The organism is Bradyrhizobium sp. USDA 4506 (assembly GCF_054058795.1).
The window spans coordinates 8,655,851-8,670,812 of the sequence record NZ_JBSSBM010000002.1; the positions used below are offsets into that span (position 1 = coordinate 8,655,851).

Below are 14,962 nucleotides of genomic sequence, written 5' to 3' on the forward strand. Positions count from 1 at the left end.
AAGTGCGACCGCTGACTGCGCGCGCTTCGCGCCTGCTTCCTGCAAGCATGCTGAGGCAGCCTCCGGGCGCAGTGGGAGGGCAGCAATGAGCATTTGCGAGCCACTTGTGCGCGTCTGCTTTACAGCGAAGTCTTCCTGACACTGGCAGCACCGAGCCGGACTGTGCCGGGGCGCTGCTCGCGATCTGCTTCTCCATTTGATCGAACGTCCGCAAGCGTCCAGACGAAAGCTCGAGCAGCTCCGCTGCCCCGTTGCCGGGCTCGCTGGCACAGCGCGCCCTGTCGTCCCTTGCCGTGTCACGCAACCCAACCTGAGCAATTCCGGATCGGAAAAAGCCGAGTTCCGGCAATAGCCTTATGAAAATAATATGTCAAACGAAAGAAAATAATTGACTTTGATCTATGAATTTCGTTCTCTTGGGTCGTTCAGTGTGGCGGCGGATGCCATGCACAACTTCAGGTGACGTGTTGCAGTACTCAGGAACATTGCCGGGTGTGCTCTCGTCGTCGGACCCGCGCCCTGTCGAGCTGGTCAATGCCGACGGACGTGCTGACTTTGTGCTGGTTTGCGAGCATGCGGGGACCGCTGTTCCACGACGGCTCGAGAACCTTGGTCTGCCCGCGGCCGAAACTCTCGGGCACATTGCCTGCGATATCGGCGCCGAAGGTGTGGCGCGTCGCCTTGCGGATCAGCTCGATGCTCCGCTTTTCCTGCAGCGCTACAGCCGGCTTGTCATCGACTGCAATCGTCCCTTCAGCGCACCCGACTGCATCCCGGAGGTGAGCGATGGGACAGTCGTGCCGGGCAATTTACGGCTCGCGGAGTATCGGCGCCGGCAGCGCTATGCGGAGATCCACGAGCCGTTCCATCGGGAAGTGGCGCTCTTTCTGGATCGTCGCGCGACGGCGGGTTCGCCGGCAGTCCTGGTCGCGGTGCACAGCTTTACACCGCGGCTGGCAGGAGGACCGAGGCGACCATGGCAACTCGGTGTGCTCTCCAACCGCGACCGCAGCTTTGCCGGGCGTTTCCTCGACTCCTTTCAGGAGCAAAATCCAGCGACGATCTGTGCGCACAACGAGCCCTATGTCGTCAACGATCAGGGCGACTACACGATCCCGGTGCACGGGGAGGCGCGCGGCCTGCCGCACCTGCTGCTTGAAATTCGTAACGATTTGATCGGCGTTCCCGACGAACAGCGCAGATGGGCGAGCTTGATCGCCGATGGGCTGGTCGATGCGAAAGAGAAGATGCATGTCAACGATTGATTTCCCCGCGACACGCGAGGTGCCGCTCAATCCGAAGCAGTCGGCGCTGTTGTTCATCGACGTGCAGAATTTTTGCGTACGACGCGATGGCGGCGAGTTCAGGGATGTCCCGGACACCGAGATCGCCGGCAGGTACGGCTATTATTTCGATCGTTTGAAGAACCTTGCCATCCCCAACATGCAGCGGTTGCAAGGGGCGTTTCGTGCCGCAGGGATAGAAGTACTTTACACGACGATCGAGAGTCTCACCAGGGATGGTCGCGATCGCAGTCTCGATTACAAGATCACGGGCTTCAACGTCCCGAAGGGCTCGTGGGACGGGAAGGTCATCGACGAGATTGCGCCCGGCGACGACGAAATCGTGCTGCCGAAATCGTCCTCGAGTGTCTTTGTGTCCACCCACATCGATTACCTGCTGCGCAATCTCGGGGTGAGGCAGCTGGTCTTGGCCGGGCTGGTTACCGACCAGTGCGTGGAATCGGCAGTGCGTGACGCCTGCGATCTCGGCTACCTCGTGACGCTCGTGCCGGATGCCTGCGCCACCTACAGCCAGGATCGCCACGACAACACCTTGCGGGCGATCAAGGGGTATTGCCGGCAGGTCAACACCGAGGTGCTGCTCGACGAGATCGGAAGGCGCCCGGGATAAGTGAACGAGAGCGAGTTAATCGCCAACGATTGCGGCTGAGGTGCCGCCTGGACCAAAACGTGGCGGCTGCGATCATCGATTGCTCCCGCTGAAGGATGTTCAGCACGTGCAATCTAGGAGAGGGGAATATGACGATGACCATGAAATTTTCCGGTCTTTGGATGAGCTTGGGGTTCGCCGCTTTGATCGCGACCAACCCTGTCCAAGCCGTCGAGAAGATCAGCAAGATCGGTGTGATCGCGCCGCTCGCCGGCGGCACCGCCGCCGACGGCAACGAAATGGTGGATGGTGCAAGGCTTGCCGTCGACGAAATCAATGCGGCGGGGGGCGTTGCCGGCTACAAGCTTCAGGTCGTTGTGGGCGACACGCAGAACATGTCGGTGGAGTCGGTCACCAGCGCTGTCCAGCGCCTGACCAATGACCCTGACCTGAATGCCGTCATCACCGGCTATGCCGACTACAGCAATTTCGAGATCGAGCTGATGGCCGAGCAGGATATGCCGTATCTGCTCTACGCCAGCACCGACTCGACGCGCGCGATCATTGCACCCCATCCGGACAAGTTCCCGACCGTCTGGTCGCTGAATGCTTCCTATGACGCCTACAAGACGGCAATGATTCCGGTGCTGCACAGCCTGGAAAAGAGCGGCAAGCTGAAGCTGCAGAACAGGAAAGTGGCTCTGATCTCCACCGACAATCCCTACTCGAAGACGATCATGAATGGATTGAAAAAGAGCTTCGAGGAGGACGGCTGGACGGTCACATCTGCTGACCTTTTGCCGACGGGGGAGATCAGCGACTGGCGGACATTTCTCGTCAAGGTTCGCCAGGACAACCCGGCAGTTGTCATCAATACCGACCCCAGGGCCGACAATGCAGCGAAGTTTCTGACCCAGTTTCTCGAGCAGCCGACCAACAGCCTCGTGTTTATCCAATACGCGCCGCACATTCCGGAATTCCTCAAGTTGACCGGCGATAAGGCAACGGGCGTCATCTATAATCTCATCGGCGGGACGTTGCCGAAAAACCCGCGCACGGCTGAGATCAACACCAGGTTTCAGGCCAGATTCGGCTACGAGCCTGGCTCAAGCGGACCGGCGGTCTACGAGGAGGTTATGCTTTACGCCGACGCTTTGAAGAAGGTCGGCGACCCGAAGAAGCGGCTCGCGATCGGAAAAGCCATCGGTGAAACCAGCAAGCTGACAGCGCAGGGCAGGCTTTCCTTCGATCCGAAGACGCACCTTGCCGTGCAGAGCGACGACGGCTTTCCGATCCAGTTCTACCAGGTCCGGGACGGCAAGCGGGTCCTGTTTTCTCCGCAGCAGCATGCAGACGGAGAATTCCGCATGCCGCCCTGGATGAAGCAATAAGCATAGCGGCCACGCGGCGTTGCCGCGTGGCACGCCGGGCATGCTGATCAATGAGACGGGCAGGCACGCGTTGGCTGCCTTGCCAAGCGATATCTATGCTGGAAATCAGGGAGGAACTTCAAATGGGCAAACTGGACGCTGCAGTAAAGGCCGCCTGGAGCGCGATCGACCGCGAGCGGAGTTACACGACCGAACTCACCCAAAGGCTTGTCCGAATACCCTCGGTCAATCCGAAGTTCGTCAATGATCCAGACCAGAACCGCGAGAGCGCCGTTCAGGACCTGGTTGAATCGGAGCTGACGTCGCTTGGTATGTCGATCGACCGGTGGGATGTCTTTCCGGACCGGCCGAACGTCATCGGTCAGCTCACTGGCTCGGAAGAGCGGAGCCTGCTGTTGTGCGGCCATATCGATGTAGTGCCGGTCGGCGAGGCCGCCACATGGACGGTCGACCCCTTCGGGGGCGAGATCAGGGATGGCAGACTTTACGGCCGTGGTGCCATCGACATGAAGAGCGGCGTCGCAGCTGCTATTGCCGCCATCCGGGGCATCAAGGCGCGGCTGGTATCGAGCTTGAGGGACGTGTTGCCCTGCATTCGGTGGTCGATGAAGAGGCGGGCGGCTTCGGTGCGATCGACGCTGTCAGGCGCGGCTATCTCGCCAGGGCGGCGATCATCACCGAACTCACGATGGGCGATATCCAGGTCTGCGAAGGCGGTCTGGAATGGATACGCATCACCATCACCGGCCGACAGGGCCATTCGGCGTGGCGCTACAACGAGATCTGGCCGCAGCGTGATGCGCCTGACCGGCTGCGGCCGGCCGTGAATGCGATCGATATCGCAGCCCGTTTTCTGGAAGCGCTCAGGAATTTCGAATATTCGAGGTGCCGCGCGCGCCAGCACCCGCTGCTGCCGCCCGGCATGAACACGATCAATGTCGGGGCAATGCGCGCCGGCGCGGGGCTAGGGCCCGACGGGTTGCCGCTCATCATGACCAATCCAGCCATTATTCCGGATGTGGCTGTTATCGACCTCGACTACAAATTCCTGCCCCACCAGAGCAGGGAAGAGATCCGGTCCGAGTTCGAAGAGTTCGTCCACCACTTCTGCCAGCAGGACCTTTGGTTGCAGAAGCATCCGATCAAGGTCCAATGGGAGCTCGGTGGCCTGCATTTCCCGCCTATGGATACCGCGCCGGATCATCCGCTCGTGCAATCGCTTTTGCAGCGTCGAACGCAACTTGGTGGCAATCCGAAGATATCGGGAATGATTGCCGTGGTCGACGCAGCGCACTACGCCGGCGCAGGAGTTGATGCCGTGATCTGCGGTGCAACCGGCGATGGTTTCCATGGCGCCGACGAGTATGTGGACATTGCCTCGCTGGAGGAGACGACCAAAACCCTTGCCGCCGGAATCATCGATTGGTGCGGAATCAAATGATTTTCGCAAGTGAGTGAACAAGCGCAGTGAAAGAGGGGATTGCTACCATGAAGCTTGCCAGTCTTTGGACCAGTCTGCTCGTTGCTGCGCTCGCCGCGGCTGCACCTTCCCATTCTGCCGACAGAATCGCGAAGATCGGTGTCCTCGCGCCGCTCACCGGAAACTCGGCCGCGGATGGAAACGAAATGATCGACGGCGCAAGGCTCGCCGTCGATGAAATCAACGCGGCCGGTGGGGTGGCCGGCTACAAGCTGCAGGTGGTCGTCGGCGACACCCAGAACCAGTCCGCCGATGCCGTGACCAGCGCGATCGAACGCCTGGCGGGTGACCGTGACATGAACGTCATCCTCACCGGCTACGCCAGCGGCAGCAATTTTGAAATCGAGATCATGGCCGAGCAGGAGATGCCGTACCTGATCTGGGCCAATTCGGCCCAGACGCGGGACATCATCGCGCCCCATCCGGACAGGTTCCCGACCGTCTGGTCAATGGCTCCGTCACTGGATGAGTACAATACGGCCATGGTACCGGTCGTTAAGGGCCTTCTTGCAGATGGCAGGCTCAAGCTCCGAAACAACAAGGTGGCGCTGATCTCTTCGGACAATCCCTATTCGAAGACCATCATGAATGGGCTGAAGAAGAGCTTCGAGGACGGCGGCTGGACCGTGACGTCGGCCGACCTTTTGCCGTTCGGCGAGATCGACAACTGGCGAACGTTCCTTGCCAAGGTTCGCCAGGATAATCCGGCCGTCATCATCAATACCGACTATCAGCCGGGCAATGCCGGGAAATTCCTGACCCAGTTTCTTGAACAGCCGACCGACAGCCTGGTCTTCATCCAGTACGCGCCTTCGGTCCCCGAATTCCTGAAGTTGACGGGCAGGCAGGCCACAGGCGTCGTCTATAATCTGCTGGGCGGCACGCTCAACACGCCTGCGAACCCGCGGGCTGCCGAGGTGATCAGGAAGTATCAGGATAAGTACGGCCGCGAACCAGGCACCTACGGGCCGGCGCTCTACGAGGAGGTCATGGTCTATGCCGATGCCCTGGCGAAGGTGGGGGATCCAACCAAGCGGCTCGCTATCGGCAAGGCCATTGGCGACACACGCAAGCAGATCGTGAGTGGCAAGCTATCCTTTGATCCGAAGACGCATCTTGCGGAGCAGGGCGACAACTCAATTCCAATCCAGTTCTTTCAGATCTGGGAGGGCAATCGGGTTCTGTTCTACCCCAAACTATACGCGGACGGAGAGTTCCGCATGCCTCCATGGATGCGGCAATAGCGCGAGGGCCCTTGCGGCCGCGCGGCATCGCCGCGTGGCCGGTCGATCGGCCCGCGATCAGCAAAGAGCACACGATGCCAGACCTCAATGATGACAAGCCTCTGCTCGAGATACGCCAGGTGAGCCGACGTTTCGCTGCACTGGTCGCACTCGACAACATTTCGTTCTCGATCCGCAAAGGCGAGATCTTCGGCATCGCCGGGCCAAACGGTAGCGGCAAGAGCACGCTCTTCAACGTCATCACCGGGATTCCATTTCCACCAAGCGAGGGCGAGGTGCTCCTCGCCGGCAAGCCAATGCATCGGTTGAGTCCGCATCAGATCAGCCGCGCGGGCATCCTTCGCACCTTCCAGAAAGATGCGGAGTTTGCAACGCTGAGCGCGCGGGAGAACGTCTATGCAAGTGCCGCCTATTGCGCCCGGATGACCTCGACGGAAGCGAGGGATGCCGCCGAACAGGCGCTGGATGACGTGTCGCTGGCCGCTGATCGACGGGCGAAAGCCGCATCCGACCTCTCGGTGTTCGAGCGCAAGCAGTTAATGATTGCTTCTGCAATCGCAGCCGGCCCCAAAGTTCTTCTCCTCGATGAACCTGCCGCCGGCCTCACCAGGCCCGAGATATCCGGCCTCTCCGACCTCATATTTACCGTGCATCGACGCGGCATCACGGTCGTGCTCATCGAACACGTCCTGCCGCTTCTCCTGAACGTGTCCGAACGCCTGATGATTCTCAACCACGGCGCCATCATCGCCTCGGGGAGCCCGGCAGAGGTGGTCCGCAGCCCGCAGGTGGTCGAGGCCTATCTCGGCAAACGGGAGGCGAAGCTTTGAGCAACAGCACAAACGCACTTGAAATCGTCGGCCTGCGCGCCGGTTATGATGCTTCCGATGTGCTGGTCGGCATGAGCCTTCACGTCGGACCGCATGAGCGCGTCGGACTGTTTGGACCCAACGGGCACGGCAAGACGACGCTTCTCAACACGATATCGCGGGTGATCCGCCCTCGAGCGGGAGAAGTCCGCTTCATGGGCGAGCCGATCGACCGGCTCGCACCCCAGAAGATCGTGGCACGCGGATTGATTCACGTGCCCCAGGCCAATCGCCTGTTTCCCGACATGCAGATCATGGAGACGCTTGAGCTTGCGGCGTTCACGCCGCGCGCGCGGGAGGAGCTGAGGACAAATCTTGAATATGTCCTCAACCTGTTTCCCCGGCTTGCCGAGCGCCGCCGGCAGCAATGCAAGACGCTGTCTGGCGGCGAGCGCCAGATGCTGTCAATCGGCGCAGGGCTCATGTGTGCGCCTCGCATGCTGATGCTGGATGAGCCGACGCTCGGGCTCTCTCCGAAGCTCAAGGACGAGCTCGCCGCGGCAATCTCGGAAATCTCGTCGCGCGGCATCCCGCTTCTTCTCGTCGAGCAGGATATCGCATTCATCCTGTCCCTGGTCGACCGCATGTACCTTGTCGACCACGGCGAAATCAGCCGGGAAATCAACCGGAGCGGAGAGGTCGACCATCAGGAAATCATGGACATGTATTTCGGGTCGGAGGCTGCATGATCACAACCGACATCCTTAGCGCCATTCTCGTTAGCGGCATCGTGCTCGGCTCCGGCTATGCCTTGATGGCGAGCGGACTCTCCCTGGTGTGGACGACACTTGGCATCTTCAATTTCGCTCACGGCGTGCTGATGACGCTCGGCGCCTATATCGCCTGGACCGTGTCGGACGCGGCCGGGCTCAATTTCGGATTGGCTGCGGCAATCGCCATTTCAGCAGCGATCATGATCGGCGCGGGCATCCTGATCGAGCGGGTCATTGTCCGGCCGTTCTACCGACCATCGCGACATCCTGCTCATCACCGTCATGACGACCCTTGCTGCCATGATATTCATGCAGAAGGGGATTCAGCTGATCTGGGGGGCAAGGCTCAAACAGCTGGCTCCGATCGCGACCGGCAACGTAAAAATCTGGCAAACGACGATTTCCGCGCAGGAGGCGCTCATCATTGTCGTGGCGCCGTTGTTGCTTGGCGCGCTCTGGCTTTTCCTCGATCGTTCGCGGACAGGACGCGGAATACGGGCGGTGGGCCAGAACCCGTACGCCGCCAGGCTCATCGGCATCGACGTCTCCCGCCTTTTTATCATTACATTTGCCCTCTCGGCTGTCCTTGCCGGGCTCACGGGCGTGCTTCTCGGCTCGATCCGCCTGCTCACTCCGGAATTCGGCTCCGATCCGCTCGTCAAGGCGTTGATCATCGTGATCTTTGGCGGGCTGGGCTCGCTGGGCGGGACGGTTCTCGCCGCCTATCTGATGGGTATCCTCGAGGCGGCCCTCGTGTTTTTCGCAGGCATCTACTGGGCACCATCGGCGATCTTTCTCCTGCTCATCCTTGTGCTGCTGATCCGGCCGCAGGGGCTCCTCGGAAAGGTGGTGCGTTGATGACGGGCCTCCAGAGCGAAAATATCCGCAACGGCAGGATGTGGCTGACTGGCGTCGTGCTTGTCGCCGGGCTCCTTGTGCCGGTCTTCGTCCAGGACAGCTATCTGCGGCATCTTTTCATCATCTCTTTCGTCTACGGGATTGTCGCTGCGAGCTGGGACCTCAGCCTTGGTTATGCCGGCATCTTCAATTTTGCCCATGTCGCCTTTTTCGGCGTCGGAGTTTACGCGACGGGTCTGACCGCGAAACTTCTCGGGATCGACCCCTGGGCTGCGATGTTGATCGGCGGGTTTGCCGCATCCGCTGCTGCCGCCATCGTCGCCCTGCCCGTCGTACGCCTTCAGGGGGTCTATGTGGTGCTGGTCACGTTTGCTTTCAGCCAGCTCGTGATGCAGCTTGTGATCAACCAGTCAAATATCACCGGCGGAACGCAAGGCATGGTGCGCGTGCCGACGCTATGGCTGCCGGGCTACAATTTCCTTCGCGACTACAAGTTCGGTTACTACTACGTCGCCTTCGGGCTGCTTGTTATCACGACCGTCTGTCTGCGCTGGCTGGTGCGCTCCGATTTCGGCCTCTCGATCAGGGCTCTGCGCGATAACGAGGATTACGCCGTCTCGCGCGGGATCCCGATTGCGTGGCAGCGGTTAAAGGCGCTCGTGGCGAGTGCGTTCTTTACGGGACTGGCGGGCGGCTTCTACGTCGTTTACCTCCGCGTTGCCTCACCGGAGGTCTTCGACTTCTCGACGGTATCGCTCATCCTGAGCATGGTGCTTGTCGGGGGCACGTCCAGCATTTATGGGCCGCTGTTTGCTGCGCTGTTCCTGACCTTCATCTCGGAAGGGCTCGCAAGCATCAACAACTTTGCCGAAGGCCGCTTCATGCTGGTTGCTCTGGCGATGATCGTTGTGCTCCTGTTCTTTCCGAAGGGGCTTGCCTCCGCACTGCCTGCAGGTTTTGCAAAGAATGCCAGCCAAAAGCGATCGCGTCAGCTCGCGACGGCTTCGACAGATCAGGCGCTGATGACTTCGACCGACAAGGGGAACGAGGCTGAAGCTCCCAGTCGCTCTGGTGTCTGTTGACGGCTCTACCCGCATTCGGTGCGGGAAGAGGGTGGATTGAAGCCTCGGATCAGACGATACGATTTGAATAGCGTCCTTGTCCGGGCATTGATCGAGGCAGCTTGAGGGCAATTGGCTGGCGCGTTGCCCTGAATCCTGCGGCCTGACGATGGTGAGGCGCCGCTGTGCAGACTTTGGCAAGCCGTCACCAACGCGTTCGGTCTCGTGCGCCAGTCGTAAGGACCAAAATGGGCGGCCAGTGTCCAGAACTCAGCTCAGGAGCGAGACGTGACCCGGTTGTATGAACGTGAAGCCCAATCGATTTCAAAACTGGCTCATTTGCGCTTCTATCCGCTGGCCGTGACAGGCGGCGCCGGGGCGAGATTAACTACAGAAGAGGGCAGACAGCTTCTGGATTTTGCGGCCTCCTGGGGCGCTGCGAGCCTGGGTCATTCCGATCCTCGTATCAGGACAGCGGTTGACCGCGCTCTGTCCAACCAGGCCGGAGCAAGCTATCTTTCGAGCGCCAATCTTGCGACAGTTGAGTTGGCCGAACAGCTCCTCTCGCTGCTGCCCTCTCGCGCAGCGGGCAGGATCTGGTTTGGCCATTCCGGTTCGGACGCCAACGAGACCGTTGCACGCATTGTCGTTGCAGCGACGGGCCGGCCGCGGATCATCTCCTTCGCAGGCGCCTACCACGGTGGCACCATCGGCTCGGCCGCAGTCTCCGGCCACCCCTCGCAAGCTCTACCGAAGGCACCTGGCTTGACGCTTGTGCCTTATCCCAACAGCTATGCCGACGGAGAAGAAGCCGCAGAAAAGGCGCTTGCTGAGCTCGATCGCCTTTTTGAGGGCGCTGTCCCGCCGCAAGAGGTGGCCGCTTTCTTCATCGAGCCAATCCAGTCCGACGGCGGAATGCTGGTTCCTCCAGTCGGGTTCTTTGCGGAAATCGAGCGGCGATGCCGCAGGCACGGGATCCTCTTAGTCAGCGACGAAGTGAAAGTCGGATTGGCCAGAACCGGACGACTGCATGCCTTTGCGCATCATGGAATCGAGCCCGACATTGTGGTGTTCGGGAAGGGGCTTGGCGGCGGATTGCCGATCTCGGCAGTCGCAGGGCCCGAAGCCATCATGAATTTTGCGCCAGCATTCTCTTTTCAGACGCTACATGGCAATCCGGTCTGCGCAGCCGCAGCCCTGGCTGTGCTTGAGGCCATCAGAACCGATGATCTGGCGGAAAATGCTGCCAGGGTCGGGGCCCATTTATTCTCCCGTCTCCAGACTTTGAAGCAGAGGCATGCGCTGATTGGCGACGTCCGCGGACAGGGCCTGGCAATCGGAATAGAGCTGGTCACCAACCGGGCCACAAGGGCGCCGGCAAAACGGCAGACCGCAATGACTGTTTATCGCGCCTTCGAATACGGATTGGTGATGTTCTATGTTGGCGTCAACTCGAACGTGCTCGAGCTCACTCCGCCGTTGACGTTGACGCGGGAGGAAGCCGACCGCGGTGTCGAGATGCTCGACATGGCTCTGACAGACGTCGAGGCGGGCAAGGTGGATCCGGCGCTCGCGGGAGCCTTCGCTGGCTGGTAGTCGAAACCCGGGGACTGGAGCCGGCGGCGATCCCATCAAGGTGTCTGCCAGAATCTGCGCGCTTGTCAAAAGACTGATCTCGTTTCGCCCCTGTCGGCCGGCCGTGACGAGCGGGCTGGCGGCCTTAGGTGAAGTCACCTGGCGGGCAATCGTCATTTCACTCCAGCGACTGCTCGGATCCGACCACGTCGTCGGCGGACGTACGGCAATCGAGGCGCAAGGCCTCGACCACTGCCTGAGTCAGACGGATAGTTCGAGCGTACATCTGTACGGACGTGGCCTGCTCCCGGCTGGCCCGGCAAACTCCGGCTTGAACAGACAGTCCACGTTCACGGCGCGCAAAGTCTGTTCGAAATGCACGAAAGTGAGGCGGCTATGATGCGGGAAACACCGGGACCATTCGACTGGTCTCTCACGCTATCGACGCCCGAACGTGTGTTCCTCGAACTGCTTGACGAATTGCCGCGCCACGAAAGCTTTCCATCAGGTTGATGCACTGGCGGAAGGCTTGAGGAGCCTCAGTCCTCGGCGGGCCGCAAAATGCATCTGAACGACTGAAAAAGCGTCAAGGTCAAACGACGTTCTTGGTTCGCGGGGCGGCATCAGCACGCCTGGCTCTAACAGATCGAGAAGCCGAAAGTCAGTCCCGGCGCGGGAAAGCGCATAGGTGTGATTGCTGTCCCGGACGATCCTTGCGCGTCTCTCGCGCTTGCATGAAACCTCTGTCGGGAAATCATGCAGATCCTCCGCTGCACGGCGCCTCACGAGGCGACTGGCGACCCAGGGAAACCACTAGGCAACCAGCGATCAAAACCGGCTTGCGCGACGTTCGGGCTGCCATCATTGTCGAACGGCAGAAACAACTGAATCAAACATGAATTTCAAGGATTGGACAGACAAGGCGAGGAGCCTCGAGAGTGAGCTCGCTTCCACGTCATCGATAGAGAGGAAGCCGCTGACAACGGCCTTGTCCCGCCTCCATCTGCTCGCTTGTGAAGCGCCAATCGCTGTTCTGTCGGCTTATGAAAGAATCCAGGAAGCGCCGCTAAGGAGGCTTGTCGCTGCCCGGATGGAATGGATTGTCCGGGGCGATCACCGGTGGACGCCAGATTCCGACGCCGCCGCGGTCTGGATGATGGCCCTGGCTGTGCAGATCCGGGCGGTCGATGACTTGCTTTATACTACGGCACCTACGGACTTCGGCGATCCGGATTCCGGACTCGATGACTGGCGTTGTCCGGTAACCGGCATGATCGTTGTACCCCGACCCAGGAACCTGCCCCCGTCGCGGCTCGACGGGCGCCCCTATCTCAAACGAGGCACGCTGAGGCACCGGCTGCTGCCCCGCGAGGTAGGCGGGCTCGATGTGCTCCCCCTCCGGGTGGATCTGCGCGCGTCCGGAGAAAAGAACGGGCTTGCGGCGTCGCTGTTTTCCAATCTGCGGCTGACGACCCGCCAGACGCGCGAGGGTAATTTCATCGCCGAGAGCGTCAGCTTCGACGACATCGAAGCGACCCTTGATGCCCAGATTGACCAATCCATGCAGCACGGTTGCGCGGGTGTTGTCTGGCCGGAATTGACGATCGACCCTGCGATACGAAGCAGGATTTGCGGAATGCTGAAGGAAAGGACGATCATCAAGGAAGACAAATTCCCGCTGCACTGGCTGGTGGCCGGAAGCTGGCATGAGCTGACAGACAGGGGGTTCGCCAATCGCGCGACGGTACTGGATGGTTATGGACGGGTGCTGCACCGCTTCGACAAGGTCATTGCGGCCCGGGACGAGGACGGCCGTCTCGAGGATATCGTCTCGGGAGAATACATTCCTGTGTTGATCACCGAGACGAAACTGATCGGGTTGGCGATCTGTCGCGATTTTTGCGATCGGGCATCCCAGACCTCACCCTATCTTGCCCTGCCGGTTGACCTGTTCGTCGTGCCCTCCATGGGCGAGGATTCCACGATGACTGCACACCTGAATGTGGCCGCCGAGGTTCAGGCGAAAACCGGGGCGCTGGCGTTCGTGGTGCAGCAAACGGACACCCGGCAGGCCACCGAAAGGGAGCTGGGTTTTGTGCTGCCGATGCCGCCCTCGCCAGGTTCCATAGCATCCAAGTCACTGAAAGTGAAGAATAAATGGATATTTATCCCTGATTGAACCTTGGGGTTACGTTGGGACCAAATCAGGTGTAAAACGTTGTAAAACGATATCTTAATCCTTGGACAGGATAACGGTTCCATGGTGGCTTTTGACGACATCGCCCTTGGCGAAGCATCTCCGGCGGAAGCGCGGCACGTCATTCGCGCCGCTCTGGCCGACGGAAGCGCGCGTGCGGCCGAGAGTGTCTACCGTGCTCTGCGCGCGTGGACCTGGAAATGCCTGACCGACGGCAGGCGTGACGAGGAACTCCGGATCTGGCACGAGATCATGGCGCGTACAGGAGCATACCTCGAAGTCGAGCACAGGACCTTCGCGGACAAGATCGGCGTCCTGAAGGAGCTCATCTCGGAATCGATTACCGCAAGCGAACGCCTGTCGGTGCAGGAAGTACTGCAGCGCGGACACGTGCGCGACATTCTCATGGAGATCTTCCGGGAGCCGAACCGTCGTGCCTACCGGGCAGCGCTCTTGCGAAACTTTGGGCTTGGCCAGGCCAATCTGTCACGGGTACTGAATCTGATGACGGTAGCTGGTCTGATCCGGCGTACCAGTTTCGGCAAACACGCAGCCTTCAGTCTGACGGCTGTGGGGCTGCGCGCCGCCAAGCTCATCGCCGAAGCAGAGACTCCGGCTCCTGGTCCGCGGCGGGCAGGGCTCACGACAACGTACCACATGCCTGATCCGGTAAAACATCAGGGTGCGCAGCAGGTTCGACACTCCAAGGAGCTTCTCCACCCCACCAGAAGCGCGAGTCAATACGAGCCCGCGGCCTTCAGCAAAGCCGTTGCGGGCTGAGCCGGACGAGCGGTCCGGATCGGAGGTCCTGAAATGGTAGATGATCGATCCGTTGGCAGTCCCCCCGAGACGGAAGAACGCAGTCCCGATGCCGTCCGGATGTATGGTGACTTCCTCGACAATGTGACCGTCGTCAGGAATTCGCTGATGTCTCTGCTGCTCGCGGTCGGAAGCATCGAAGGCACAACTGATCGAACCGACAAGGCGCCAGGCAAGGGACCGGTGCCCGGCCAACCGGTACTTGTCCCGTTCGTCGAGATGAAGCTCGAAGGCGAACAGGAACCGTATTTTGCCAACGTACTTACACTCGATAACGTAGCCTATCTGATCTACGACCTGACCCAGGACTTCAAGGTAGTCTGCGAACAGCTTCTCTCTGTAACCAGGGGCGGTATGCCTCCTGAAGCAGGGCGCATTGAATTATCGAAAGAATGGATGAAGCTCGCCAGCGAACAAGCCGCTGACGCCTTCAGGGATCTAGAGGCAATTTCGTCCAGCCTGGAGCGCTCTTCGTAGATACGAGTATACGACCTACCAGCCTCGCACACTTGCGCACGAAGCCCGGTTTCAAGCTCGAATCCGATCGTGCGGGTATCGCGAAACGGCAGTTCATGGCCGATCAGCGAGATCGGACGCCGTCGTCGGCGCGACAGGGGCTCGCGAGTTGATCGTCGTCTCAGCAAGAAGCTGCTGACGCCGGGACGTGGTCAAGCCGGTGGTCCGCAAGCTCAACCAGAAGCGGATCACCAACTCGAAAGTGTTGCGCAAGCTTCGTTCGGCGCCGTCTTTGCGCCTGGCTGCTCGTCGACGCAGCGCATATCGCGATCTTCTTGCTCGCAGCCCCTGGTCTGGTTACCAATCGTCGATCCGGAGAGGCGAACAGAATTCCGGGACTGGTTGT

Annotated in this window: 13 protein-coding genes and 2 pseudogenes; all 15 read left to right on the top strand. The window is 60.2% G+C overall.

Going from position 1 to position 14,962, the window contains the following annotated elements; translation table 11 throughout:
- Window positions 1–401: 401 nt before the first annotated feature.
- The 15 genes and pseudogenes from ACVIHF_RS42875 (at window position 402) to ACVIHF_RS42945 (ending at window position 14,577) form a co-directional block, all read left to right on the top strand.
- The gene (locus ACVIHF_RS42875; RefSeq protein WP_456793945.1) at window positions 402–1,265 is read left to right on the top strand and encodes an N-formylglutamate amidohydrolase; all 864 of its coding nucleotides are present in this window, start codon (window positions 402–404) and stop codon (window positions 1,263–1,265) included.
- Entirely contained in the window at window positions 1,252–1,914 is a 663-nt protein-coding gene (locus ACVIHF_RS42880) for an isochorismatase family cysteine hydrolase (RefSeq protein WP_456793946.1), read from the top strand. The genes ACVIHF_RS42875 and ACVIHF_RS42880 overlap by 14 nt, the downstream gene beginning before the upstream one ends.
- Window positions 1,915–2,042: 128 nt before the next feature.
- Window positions 2,043–3,284: an ABC transporter substrate-binding protein gene (locus ACVIHF_RS42885; protein WP_456793947.1), complete on the top strand. Its 1,242-nt coding sequence runs from the start codon at window positions 2,043–2,045 to the stop codon at window positions 3,282–3,284.
- Window positions 3,285–3,595: 311 nt separating this feature from the next.
- A pseudogene (locus tag ACVIHF_RS42890) lies at window positions 3,596–3,787 on the top strand (M20/M25/M40 family metallo-hydrolase); the annotation flags it as partial.
- Entirely contained in the window at window positions 3,724–4,725 is a 1,002-nt protein-coding gene (locus ACVIHF_RS42895; RefSeq protein ID WP_456793949.1) for a M20/M25/M40 family metallo-hydrolase, read from the top strand. The pseudogene ACVIHF_RS42890 and the gene ACVIHF_RS42895, both read left to right, overlap by 64 nt.
- A 47-nt stretch (window positions 4,726–4,772) precedes the next feature.
- Entirely contained in the window at window positions 4,773–6,008 is a 1,236-nt protein-coding gene (locus ACVIHF_RS42900) for an ABC transporter substrate-binding protein (RefSeq protein WP_456793951.1), read from the top strand.
- A gap of 11 nt (window positions 6,009–6,019) precedes the next feature.
- Window positions 6,020–6,838 (top strand): ABC transporter ATP-binding protein, encoded by an 819-nt coding sequence (locus ACVIHF_RS42905; RefSeq protein ID WP_456793952.1) that lies wholly within the window; start codon window positions 6,020–6,022, stop codon window positions 6,836–6,838.
- A 71-nt stretch (window positions 6,839–6,909) separates the two neighbouring features.
- Window positions 6,910–7,566 carry an ABC transporter ATP-binding protein gene (locus tag ACVIHF_RS42910; RefSeq protein WP_456794188.1) on the top strand — a complete coding sequence of 219 codons (657 nt, stop codon included), beginning with the start codon at window positions 6,910–6,912 and terminating at the stop codon, window positions 7,564–7,566.
- A 65-nt stretch (window positions 7,567–7,631) separates the two neighbouring features.
- Window positions 7,632–7,775: pseudogene (locus tag ACVIHF_RS42915) on the top strand (ABC transporter permease subunit); the annotation flags it as partial.
- 49 nt (window positions 7,776–7,824) lie between these two features.
- A complete protein-coding gene (locus ACVIHF_RS42920) occupies window positions 7,825–8,448 on the top strand; it encodes a branched-chain amino acid ABC transporter permease (RefSeq protein ID WP_456794189.1) in 624 nt (207 codons plus the stop codon).
- Window positions 8,448–9,530 carry a branched-chain amino acid ABC transporter permease gene (locus tag ACVIHF_RS42925; protein WP_456794190.1) on the top strand — a complete coding sequence of 361 codons (1,083 nt, stop codon included), beginning with the start codon at window positions 8,448–8,450 and terminating at the stop codon, window positions 9,528–9,530. Before ACVIHF_RS42920 ends, ACVIHF_RS42925 begins: the two co-directional genes overlap by 1 nt.
- Window positions 9,531–9,797: 267 nt before the next feature.
- On the top strand, window positions 9,798–11,105 hold the full coding sequence (locus ACVIHF_RS42930) for an aspartate aminotransferase family protein (RefSeq protein WP_456793953.1): 1,308 nt from the start codon (window positions 9,798–9,800) through the stop codon (window positions 11,103–11,105).
- An 874-nt stretch (window positions 11,106–11,979) separates the two neighbouring features.
- Window positions 11,980–13,263 (top strand): hypothetical protein, encoded by a 1,284-nt coding sequence (locus tag ACVIHF_RS42935; protein ID WP_456793954.1) that lies wholly within the window; start codon window positions 11,980–11,982, stop codon window positions 13,261–13,263.
- 81 nt (window positions 13,264–13,344) lie between these two features.
- Window positions 13,345–14,061: a hypothetical protein gene (locus ACVIHF_RS42940; RefSeq protein ID WP_456793955.1), complete on the top strand. Its 717-nt coding sequence runs from the start codon at window positions 13,345–13,347 to the stop codon at window positions 14,059–14,061.
- Between the two features lie 33 nt (window positions 14,062–14,094).
- Window positions 14,095–14,577, top strand: a complete 483-nt coding sequence (locus ACVIHF_RS42945) for a hypothetical protein (protein ID WP_456793956.1) — start codon at window positions 14,095–14,097, stop codon at window positions 14,575–14,577.
- The last annotated feature ends 385 nt before the right edge of the window (window positions 14,578–14,962 follow it).

What these genes read in the sequence shown, in the direction of transcription:
- ACVIHF_RS42875 (WP_456793945.1), top strand. Translation starts at nt 402, where the DNA reads ATGAATTTCGTTCTCTTGGGTCGTTCAGTGTGGCGGCGGATGCCATGC.
- ACVIHF_RS42880 (WP_456793946.1), top strand. Translation starts at nt 1,252, where the DNA reads ATGTCAACGATTGATTTCCCCGCGACACGCGAGGTGCCGCTCAATCCG.
- ACVIHF_RS42885 (WP_456793947.1), top strand. Translation starts at nt 2,043, where the DNA reads ATGACGATGACCATGAAATTTTCCGGTCTTTGGATGAGCTTGGGGTTC.
- ACVIHF_RS42895 (WP_456793949.1), top strand. Translation starts at nt 3,724, where the DNA reads ATGGACGGTCGACCCCTTCGGGGGCGAGATCAGGGATGGCAGACTTTA.
- ACVIHF_RS42900 (WP_456793951.1), top strand. Translation starts at nt 4,773, where the DNA reads ATGAAGCTTGCCAGTCTTTGGACCAGTCTGCTCGTTGCTGCGCTCGCC.
- ACVIHF_RS42910 (WP_456794188.1), top strand. Translation starts at nt 6,910, where the DNA reads ATGAGCCTTCACGTCGGACCGCATGAGCGCGTCGGACTGTTTGGACCC.
- ACVIHF_RS42925 (WP_456794190.1), top strand. Translation starts at nt 8,448, where the DNA reads ATGACGGGCCTCCAGAGCGAAAATATCCGCAACGGCAGGATGTGGCTG.
- ACVIHF_RS42935 (WP_456793954.1), top strand. Translation starts at nt 11,980, where the DNA reads ATGAATTTCAAGGATTGGACAGACAAGGCGAGGAGCCTCGAGAGTGAG.
- ACVIHF_RS42940 (WP_456793955.1), top strand. Translation starts at nt 13,345, where the DNA reads ATGGTGGCTTTTGACGACATCGCCCTTGGCGAAGCATCTCCGGCGGAA.
- ACVIHF_RS42945 (WP_456793956.1), top strand. Translation starts at nt 14,095, where the DNA reads ATGGTAGATGATCGATCCGTTGGCAGTCCCCCCGAGACGGAAGAACGC.